Below are 8,870 nucleotides of genomic sequence, written 5' to 3'. Positions count from 1 at the left end.
ACTAGTTTGCCGCAAAGCATGCCATGGAAGAAGAGCGCCCGCAAGTACCCCAACTTTTACTCTATGCTTTATTGGATGAAACGATTAATGCACTGTTGTTTGCTCAGTTAAAAGCAGGTCAGTTAACTTGTAAAGGGTTAAGTGCAGAAACATATTCCGTCCCTGGAATAATTACTTTAAAAAAGACGAAAACTGGGTTGATTATCGCCAACATTGGCAAAGTCAATTAAATGATTTAGCCGGTGAATTCAGCCAAGGTCATTGTCCTCCTCAGCCCAATAGCATTTCAGTTTGCCAGAATTGTGACTATCAAAATTTGTGCCGCTTTAAAGGCAATTTATAGGAGCATTCATGCATCACTTGATTATAGGCTACGGTTATTGCGGTTATCATTTGGCACATTATTTATTAAACCGACAACAAACCGTGACTGCTGTATCACGTCATCTTGACGAATCAATGAATTTGCCAGGTTTACAACATATTATTCATGACATCAATAAACCTTTTCTCTGGCAAGAAAAAGACACCGTACTTTATTATTTAATTCCACCACCCAACGATGGTGAACAAGATAATATCCTGCAAACCTTCCTTAGCTTATGCTCCATACAACCTGTCAAAGTCATTTACTTTGGTTCTAGTGGTGTTTATGGTGACCATCAGGGAAACTGGGTTGATGAACAGTCAAACTGCCATTTGGATCACCCTAGGCAATATCGTCGCTTAAATGCTGAACAGCAATGGCTCGCCTTTTGTAAACAACAGAAAATTCCCTGCATATTGTTTCGTGTGGCAGGTATCTATGGACCTAATCGCTTGCCACTGCAAGCAGCTATTGCCCAACAACCGCTTCTTGCACCTAATGAAGCACCTTACACCAATCATATCTATGTACATGATCTCAGTAAAATTGCCTATCAATTTGCCAAAAAATTGCGTTAAGCGGCATTTATAACATCGCTGATGGTAAACCAGACGTGTTTGGCACCTTACAGCAGCAAGTTGCACAAGCACTTGGATTAGAAGCAGCACCTTATGAGTCGTGGGAACAAATGTGGGCGATATCAAGCCCAATGAAAAGAGAGTTTATGCTCGCCTCCAAACGCTTGAGCATTGATGTTTTACGCGCTACCTTAAAGGAAACATTAACGCTTACTTCGTTATCAGATGCAGTCATTAATAGTCTTAAACAGGAAGGAACATTTTCATGAAGATCTTAATTGCTGGTGCTTCCGGCTTTATTGGCCAAGAATTGGTAAAAGCATTGACCCAGCATAGCCTTACTGTGTTAGGACGAAACAGAGCAACCTTACAACAACGTTTTTCTAACCCGGTTACCATGTGTACTTGGGATACTCTACATGAACTGGATGCTCAAACTTATGATGTACTCATCAATCTTTGTGGTTACAACATTGCCGCTTCCCGCTGGACTAAAGAAGTAAAAAAGCAACTTATTGAATCACGTGTCAACACAAATACAACGTTGATCGATTGGGCCATTAAGCAACATGCAAAACCTCGATTTTATTGCGCAAATGCAGTCGGGATTTATGGCCTCCAAGAGAATGGGGCTCTGGAAGCTTTTGACGAAAACAGTATCATTGATTTTAATCATCCGAGGGATTTTCTAAGCGAAATAGGAATACGTTGGCAGCAAGCCCTGCAACCGGCAATCGATCATGGCATGCAAACAACGATTACCCGTTTTGGTGTTGTGCTTAAAAAAGGCCAGGGTATGCTAAAAAACTAACCCCCAGTTTTTATTTCGGTTTAGGCTCGATAGTAGGTGACGGCAAACAAATCATTTCCTGGATACATAGTCAGGATCTTGTTGACGCTTTTTTATTCTTATTGAATAGTCCTGAATTAACTGGTGCCTTTAATATCACATCACCCTACCCGGTAAGCCAGACGGAATTTGCTCATACACTTGCTAAAGCCATGCATCGTCCTTTATTACTTAAAACCCCAGCATTTATTATACGTACTCTGTTTGGTGAAATGGGAGACTGTTTGTTGCTTAGAGGACAACGAGTTATACCCAAACGCTTACTGGAAAACGGTTACCAATTTCACTATCCAAAGCTGGTAGATGCTTTAACAAAGGAATTTAGGTAGGGTTAATAACTCAGATTATAATAACTACTTACAACTTAACACTGTACTATTCATTGTCTCAATTTTATTAGTAAAATTATCAATCTGTTTTATATAACTAGAATCAGCCTCATACCGAGTCACTATCTTAGAGCGGTAAATTGCTAAATCATCCAAAGCTGCTTCTTTGGTTTGCTCTATATAAGCTTCAACTTCATCCAGATCTTCAAACGTTGAACTCTCCAATTGCCGAGAAATATTATTAAGGATATTGAGTACATTTTGACAATATTTATTAATGGCAGAAGTCAAATCTTGTTTTGCTACCAAAGAAAATAACCTATTAAATGCTCTTTTATTTCTTTATCCGCTGCCACAACTTGTGTATTCCATAGTTCATTGTATCTGCTCTCAAATGCCGAATCCTTAAATTTCATACCTAACCTTATGCGATAAAATTTACTTTCATTTAAAATGAAAAACTAGAAAAATGATTGTAGCTATTTATGAAGGCAATATAAATTCCCATGCTATAATTAACCCAATATGCCATCAGGGAAGAGATTGGGCGGTGGTTACCATGACTAATTTTATTAAACAAACTATTGCACTAGCAAAAGAAAACGTAAAACATGGCGGCCGACCCTTTGCCTGCCTCATAGTCCAGCATGGTCATGTCATTGCTCAAGCAACCAACCAAGTTGCACAAACCAAGGATCCAACTGCCCATGCAGAAATTGTTGCTATACGTGAGGCTTGTACAAAGTTAGGCACGGAACATCTGACCGATTGTGAGTTTTTACATTCTTGCTCATCCCTGCCCCATGTGCCTGGCAGCCATGTATTATTGTAGCCCACATAAAGTTACTTTTATTACTACGCGAGATGATTACTCCCACTATTACGTTGATCATCGGAAATATTTTACCTTAGATAATTTTTATGCTGAATTTGGCAAACCCTGGCAAGATCGCAATTTACCAATGACCTATCATCCCGATCCGGAGGGAATTGAAGTTTATAAACTTTGGCGTCAACTAAATCCCTCCTCACAATAGTGTGAACCAATGTTTACTGCAGGAATTTTTCTAAGTAGATACGTGCATATCGTTGGATATAGCCCGGTACTTCAGCAATCACCAGCAATAATATTAGCTTCGGAATCCCTGTTAATCACCGTAAAATGGTGATTATTATCTGGCAAAACTTCCGTATTATATTGGTTTAAAGCACCTTTAAGCCATTTAACATCATCATGGGAACAATCAGTATCAACCAAAATTTCCAAGTAGTTCGAATCAGCATTATTAGGCATTAAAGTCTCCAATAAAAAAGAGTTATTTTAATTTAATCTGATAATTTCTTTATTACCCATTTACTAAAGGAAATTACAACCTATAGATTAGGAGAATTTCCCCTGCTTAATTAGATATTCTTTAAATACATAATAATTTTTTCAAGAAGCCCACTGCAAATACGATTTTGATAGTATCATTTTCTTAAACAGTACCCATATTTAAAGCGCGCACAATTTTATTTCTTTCTGAATTAAATAGGTTCGTTGTAATAATAAAAAATTAACAAGAAAAAATGAAATTTTTTCATATTTGATCTTCCTGCAAGCAATAAGCTGTCTACAGTCCATAGCACATTGTGTTCCAACTTGGCAATTCCCTGTAACTTTGGCGGGTTTTCGTCCGCGTTCTACTGAATCCCTTGTTTGAGAAAGCCTTTATTTTCGACAGCTATGCCAGCCGCAAAGGGCGTGGCGCACATATGGGCATTGCGCGTGCGGCGCAATTTATCCGCAAATGCGCCTTAAATTACCAAAGAGACTGCCATGTGCTAAAACTCGATATCATGAGTTTTTTCATCCGCATTAATCGACGTATTCTCTGGGAAAGACTTCGCTGCTTCATCGAGACGCATTATAACCAAGCCGACAAGGCATTGGTCTTAGAAATCGCTTGTAAAGTTATTCAAATGAGCCAACATCATCGACGTGCTGGCATCGAGCCTTTGATTAGCCACACGAAACATGGCGGTCAATTGGGTAGAAGCCGTATGCAATCTGATAAAACCACCAAAAGCGCTGGTTACGCTACTGTATTTGGATTCAATTTAAGGCAGCTTACTCGTTGTCTTGCAGGCGAGGCACGTCCAAAAGTTGATGTAGTGAATAATATTACAGCAAATAATGCAAATATTATCGAAAAAATGAGCATACAATTGACGTGATTGAGATGGATGGGTTCACTCTGATTTTAGCAAGGCGTTAATGCGTTAAATTAAGACTTATCGATTATTTTGGTGAACAAAACATTTCGCGACACCGACGTCTTAGTCTCTGTCGCGAAATGTTTGGGGTGCGTTTGATGGATAAAAATCGAATGAATTTTTTGATTTTCAATCATTAACAAAGTATCATAATTTGGAATAGTTTTTCAATATTAAAATAACATATTAGGATGCTGGTACAGGGAATGAACTATTTACTAGATATCAAACAAGACTTGCTCATAACGTCCAATGACTGGGCCATTGCCAGCAATCAGCAATCAGCAATCAGCACTAGATTTTCCATTGTCTATTCCCCTTACATTTTATGGTGTTTCTTTCCTTTACCCAGGGACTTGTCTCATCTCTTTGCTCGGTTTTTATCCCATGCTACGCGTTCGTGCATTCACTCCCATATTATGCCAATCGATTGCCGCTGACTGCTTACTATTTTCACTTAATGACTCGTTTTTACTTTGCAAGGAGCACTTATGAAGTATCGTTTATTTCTTTCTATCACTGCTGCCGGTGTGTTGGGAAGTACAGCCTTTGCAGGCACTATGGGGCCTGTTATTCTCTCTAAAGACTGGACCTGGGTTGGTTCGATAGCCGCGGGTCCCATTTGGGCCAGGGGTGGTGAGACACAGACTTTTTATTTGGCGCCAGAAATTGAAAAGACTTATGCGGCGAGAATTTCCACTAATGCTCTGGCTTCTGGGGAGCTGTTTGTTGGCATACAAAAAGCATTGGCTTCTCAATGGCTGGGGCAACTGGGATTGGCAGCCGCCACGACTGGTAATGCCAAACTTCAGGGCGTGATATGGGATGATGCCGACCCTCAATTTGATAATTACAGCTACCAATACAAAGTGCGCAACACTCGCGTAGCAGTAAAAGGCAAGCTGTTGCTTGATAAGGGTTATTGGCTCATGCCCTGGGTGAGCGCAAGTCTTGGGGTGGGGTTTAACCGCGCTCATGATTTTACGAATACGCCTTTGATTTTTGAAGCCTTACCCAATTCCAACTTTACAGACCACACAAAAACCGCGTTCACCTACACGCTGGGTGCTGGGGTGCAGAAATCCATCAGTGAGCATTGGCAGGTTGGGGTTGGTTATGAGTTTGCCGACTGGGGTAAAAGGGGTTTAGGTCAGCAAATTACCATTTTATGCTGTGGCATATTATGCGAATAATTACAGTGAAAAACAAATACGGATGAGTGGAGATCCTGAGTGGATTATTTTAGTGTATTCGCATGTATTATGTGAATAATTAACCCTAGGGTTAGGCCACCTGTTTGTTTCGCATAATACAAGAAAAAGGTGCTGGTTTATTCGTATATGTCTACTTATGCGAATAATTTGGGGGCTAAAAACAAGCTATTTTAGGCTAAAATTCACTTTTTCATGTTTTTGAAAAATTTTGTAAATTCATTGGGTTAGAGCAAGACAGCATAAAATGGTAATTTGCTGACCTAAACCCCTAAAAGTGAACTGGGTCGTGCTTTTGGGCAGGCCATGAATTCAGGATTAGCCCTTAATCACCTTGACACCAATGGGGTTTTGTTTAATCTGACTTACATCGCATAAGGACAAAGGCCATGCTTCGATACAGCAACAACATTTTTTTGAATAGAACACTGGCTTTCTTGTGCTCAGTGTTCATGATGACAACCGTTTTTGCAGGGACTCCATTGTGGACCTTTGAGCCACTGACGGCTACCACGATGGCAGTGCCTGCCAATGGTACAGCTTTGGTGCAATACCGAGTCACCAATCAATCCAGCAAGCCACACACCTTAACCATGCAGCCCATTCGTGGCATTACGCAAATCACCACGGGACTCAATATTTGCGGAAATCCTTTTGTTCTCAGAGGCAAGAATTCCTGCATTCTGTCTTTACAGATAAACGGCAGTCAGTTAAACAGTCCGGTTATGGATGGTCCCGTAGTTTGCCAACAAGGTTCAACTAACCAGTGCTATCGCCCCAGTAGCGCCAATATTCTGCGCATTACGCAGGCGCCACCGATAACGGATGCGGTGATTACCGTCACAGGGTCTCCTTTAACACTAACGGCTAATGGCCCAACGGGGCAGCTCACGATTACCAACACGACCCTTGAGGTGGTGGCCACCAACATCACATCAAATTTCACAGGGACGGCACTGGATGGCAATGTCACCGAAACAGGCAATACCTGCGCCAATGTGCCACCAGGAGGCAGTTGCACACTGACTTACACACCAGGAAATACGGTGGTGCCGCAAACGAATTTCACCATCCAAGGCACCAATACCAATGCGCTGACGGCAGCCATTGCCATTCAATCAGGCAGTACGCTGACCGCCATCAACCCAACCTCAGGAACGGCATCAGGGGGAACCGGTTTTACCTTAACGGGTACCGGGTTAACGGGGGCAACAAGCGTTACTTTTGACGGAATAGCGGCCACCAGTGTTACTGTCGTCAACTCTACAACGGTGACTGGCGTCACGCCTGCTCATACCGCAGGAGCTGTCGATGTCGTCATTAATACGCCGGCAGGTGGCGCCACACTAGCTAATGGCTATACTTACGTGGCCACCGCAGTAGGACAACCGGCTTTTGGCGGAACGACTGCTTGCTTGAACACAGGCAATAATCTGATTGCCGCCACTGCGGATAACAGCACAGCTATTGAATGGGGAGGATTCGGCACAGCGATTGGGGCTGGGGCGCAAAGTGATACCGATGGAGCCAGTAATACCACAGCCATTGTTACTGCATTAGGCAGTAATGGCGGCACACCTTATGCAGCACAATTGTGTAATGACTTTGAGGTGGACTCCCAAGGGAACACTCCCTGTCAGGCAGGAAACACCTGCTATGACGATTGGTTTTTGCCAGCCGGAAATAATTTGACACCCGCAGGTCAACTCAACTGCTTATTTACCAATAGGGCGGCCATTGGCGGTTTTGCCAGTGCCGGCTACTGGAGTTCTACCGAGTTTTCCGGCGACCCTACGTTCGCCGCCTGGCTCCAGTACTTCTTCAATGGCAGCCAGCTCGGCGACGATAAGGGCTTCAGTCTTCGGGTTAGGTGCGTTCGGGCTTTTAACCCTTAAACCCTTTATCCCTTTTCTTTTGAGGCAGCTAGGCTGCCTCATGATTTATTTAAAGACGAATGATTTGGATTGTTATTAATGGCTTTCTATACGGAGTTACCGGTTTATAAGGACAGTTATCAGTTGGTTTTGAGAGTGTTTGAGGTAACCCGCGATTTTCCAAGGGAATATAAATACACCCTGGGCCAGGATATGAAGCGTGATGCCCTTCATTTGCTTCGTTGTATTTACCGGGCCAACAAGCATCAAAACAGAGTAGAGCATTTGGAGTTATTTTTAGATGAGCTGGAGTTATTGAAACTGGAAATTCGCCTGTGTGTCGAGATGAAGCTGATATCACTTAAAAGGCAAGCTCTGTTAAGTGAACTCTTGGTACGCATAGGCAAACAGGTGACCGGCTGGCGTAATGCCAGTCGATAAGCCGGAATCATGAATGTTATGGCATTCATGAGCGAGCATGCTTTTGTTTAAAAGCGATAAAGGGACTGCCTCGGCAGTTGATTCGCGTTTGCACAAGGCCCCTTGTGCGGACCAAAACGCCTTTATTCATTGTTTAGGGCGGTTTTGCCAATGACAACTACTGGAGTTCTACCGAGTTTTCCGGCAACCCTACGAACAACGCCTGGAACCAGAACTTCAACAATGGCAACCAGAACGACGACAATAAGAACAACAATCTTCGGGTTAGGTGCGTTCGGGGTTTTAAACAAAGCAAAGTCACAATCGGTGTGGGCATTAACAGGCCCACACCACTTTATTGGGATAAGCTATGGGAGAAAAAGAGCATAACCATAGGGAGCAAGGTGCAAACCTGGAATCCTTGTTCCAGGCCTATTTTGATTGCCGCAAGAATAAGCGTAATACCATGAATGCACTCCGCTTTGAAACGGATTATGAAAGCAATCTCATTGCTTTGCGAGATGAGCTCAATTCCAGCACCTGGCATCCTGGACGCTCCATTGCTTTTGTGATTGATAAACCGGTGAAACGCGAAATCTTTGCAGCAGACTTTCGTGACCGGGTGGTGCATCACTGGTTAATTAATCAATTGAATCCGCTGTTTGAGAAAACCTTTATTTATGACAGCTATGCGAGCCGCAAAGGACGAGGCGCGCATCTGGGGATTGCACGTGCCGCACAATTTATCCGCAAATGCTCCTTAAATTACCAAAGAGACTGCTACGTGCTAAAACTTGATATCATGAGTTTTTTCATCCGCATTAATCGACGTATTCTCTGGGAAGGCCTTCGCTGCTTTATCGAGAGGCATTATAACCAATCCGATAAGAAATTAATCCTGGAGGTAGCCAGAAAAATCGTTGAAAATGAGCCAACAAGCAATTGTTTTATCAAGGGAAAACGACGCGACTGGCAGGACTTTCCG

17 protein-coding genes (1 of these 17 running past the window's edge) are annotated in these 8,870 nt (G+C 42.6%); 14 read left to right on the top strand and 3 right to left on the bottom strand.

The features are described from left to right. From BN58_RS27215 to BN58_RS35365, 7 genes are all read left to right on the top strand, one after another. Positions 1-5, top strand: the final stretch of a protein-coding gene (locus BN58_RS27215; RefSeq protein WP_051131960.1) for a PD-(D/E)XK nuclease family protein. It extends 2,047 nt beyond the left edge of the window; 5 of the gene's 2,052 nt are visible here — the last part of the coding sequence; its start codon lies beyond the left edge, outside the window; its stop codon occupies positions 3-5. Between the two features lie 18 nt (positions 6-23). Next, positions 24-230, top strand: a complete 207-nt coding sequence (locus BN58_RS29195; RefSeq protein ID WP_051131959.1) for a hypothetical protein — start codon at positions 24-26, stop codon at positions 228-230. Further along, on the top strand, positions 152-343 hold the full coding sequence (locus tag BN58_RS31290) for a PD-(D/E)XK nuclease family protein (RefSeq protein ID WP_156812639.1): 192 nt from the start codon (positions 152-154) through the stop codon (positions 341-343). Before BN58_RS29195 ends, BN58_RS31290 begins: the two co-directional genes overlap by 79 nt. 8 nt (positions 344-351) lie before the next feature. Beyond that, a complete protein-coding gene (locus tag BN58_RS27210; protein WP_019218140.1) occupies positions 352-945 on the top strand; it encodes an NAD-dependent epimerase/dehydratase family protein in 594 nt (197 codons plus the stop codon). A gap of 35 nt (positions 946-980) precedes the next feature. Continuing rightward, positions 981-1,214 carry a hypothetical protein gene (locus BN58_RS35375; RefSeq protein ID WP_019218139.1) on the top strand — a complete coding sequence of 78 codons (234 nt, stop codon included), beginning with the start codon at positions 981-983 and terminating at the stop codon, positions 1,212-1,214. Beyond that, positions 1,211-1,756: an NAD-dependent epimerase/dehydratase family protein gene (locus BN58_RS35370; RefSeq protein ID WP_019218138.1), complete on the top strand. Its 546-nt coding sequence runs from the start codon at positions 1,211-1,213 to the stop codon at positions 1,754-1,756. The genes BN58_RS35375 and BN58_RS35370 overlap by 4 nt, the downstream gene beginning before the upstream one ends. A gap of 101 nt (positions 1,757-1,857) precedes the next feature. Next, positions 1,858-2,124 (top strand): DUF1731 domain-containing protein, encoded by a 267-nt coding sequence (locus tag BN58_RS35365; RefSeq protein WP_019218137.1) that lies wholly within the window; start codon positions 1,858-1,860, stop codon positions 2,122-2,124. A gap of 24 nt (positions 2,125-2,148) precedes the next feature. On the opposite strand, the gene BN58_RS18720 is transcribed toward BN58_RS35365, so the two are convergent. Then, positions 2,149-2,433, bottom strand: coding sequence for a hypothetical protein (locus tag BN58_RS18720; protein WP_019218136.1), 285 nt, complete (start codon positions 2,431-2,433; stop codon positions 2,149-2,151). Between the two features lie 250 nt (positions 2,434-2,683). On the opposite strand from BN58_RS18720, the gene BN58_RS35360 reads away from it, so the two are divergent. Both BN58_RS35360 and BN58_RS35355 read left to right on the top strand, forming a co-directional pair. Next, complete coding sequence (locus tag BN58_RS35360; protein WP_232220801.1) at positions 2,684-2,956, top strand: nucleoside deaminase; 273 nt, start codon at positions 2,684-2,686, stop codon at positions 2,954-2,956. Then, on the top strand, positions 2,943-3,161 hold the full coding sequence (locus BN58_RS35355) for a hypothetical protein (RefSeq protein WP_232220799.1): 219 nt from the start codon (positions 2,943-2,945) through the stop codon (positions 3,159-3,161). The genes BN58_RS35360 and BN58_RS35355 overlap by 14 nt, the downstream gene beginning before the upstream one ends. A 71-nt stretch (positions 3,162-3,232) precedes the next feature. Here BN58_RS35355 and BN58_RS18705 read toward each other — a convergent pair whose 3' ends face one another. Further along, positions 3,233-3,418: a hypothetical protein gene (locus tag BN58_RS18705; RefSeq protein ID WP_019218134.1), complete on the bottom strand. Its 186-nt coding sequence runs from the start codon at positions 3,416-3,418 to the stop codon at positions 3,233-3,235. A gap of 401 nt (positions 3,419-3,819) precedes the next feature. Here BN58_RS18705 and BN58_RS35350 point away from each other — a divergent pair, with 401 nt between their 5' ends. The 4 genes from BN58_RS35350 to BN58_RS18685 all read left to right on the top strand — a co-directional run bounded on the left by BN58_RS35350 (position 3,820) and on the right by BN58_RS18685 (position 7,906). Continuing rightward, complete coding sequence (locus BN58_RS35350) at positions 3,820-4,341, top strand: RNA-dependent RNA polymerase family protein (RefSeq protein WP_019218133.1); 522 nt, start codon at positions 3,820-3,822, stop codon at positions 4,339-4,341. 530 nt (positions 4,342-4,871) lie between these two features. Next, complete coding sequence (locus BN58_RS18695) at positions 4,872-5,573, top strand: outer membrane protein (protein WP_019218132.1); 702 nt, start codon at positions 4,872-4,874, stop codon at positions 5,571-5,573. A gap of 407 nt (positions 5,574-5,980) precedes the next feature. Continuing rightward, complete coding sequence (locus tag BN58_RS18690; protein ID WP_198009973.1) at positions 5,981-7,486, top strand: IPT/TIG domain-containing protein; 1,506 nt, start codon at positions 5,981-5,983, stop codon at positions 7,484-7,486. A 78-nt stretch (positions 7,487-7,564) separates the two neighbouring features. Continuing rightward, positions 7,565-7,906 (top strand): four helix bundle protein, encoded by a 342-nt coding sequence (locus tag BN58_RS18685; protein WP_019218130.1) that lies wholly within the window; start codon positions 7,565-7,567, stop codon positions 7,904-7,906. Between the two features lie 122 nt (positions 7,907-8,028). Here BN58_RS18685 and BN58_RS35340 read toward each other — a convergent pair whose 3' ends face one another. Continuing rightward, entirely contained in the window at positions 8,029-8,196 is a 168-nt protein-coding gene (locus BN58_RS35340; RefSeq protein ID WP_232220797.1) for a hypothetical protein, read from the bottom strand. Between the two features lie 59 nt (positions 8,197-8,255). Between BN58_RS35340 and BN58_RS18680 the strand changes: the two genes are divergently transcribed. Continuing rightward, on the top strand, positions 8,256-8,870 hold a 615-nt coding region (locus tag BN58_RS18680; protein ID WP_019218129.1), incomplete at its 3' end, for a reverse transcriptase domain-containing protein.

Origin of the sequence: Legionella tunisiensis, from assembly GCF_000308315.1 — a bacterium.
In the GTDB taxonomy this organism is placed as follows: domain Bacteria; phylum Pseudomonadota; class Gammaproteobacteria; order Legionellales; family Legionellaceae; genus Tatlockia; species Tatlockia tunisiensis.
This window is presented reverse-complemented; position numbering and strand designations above follow the sequence as displayed.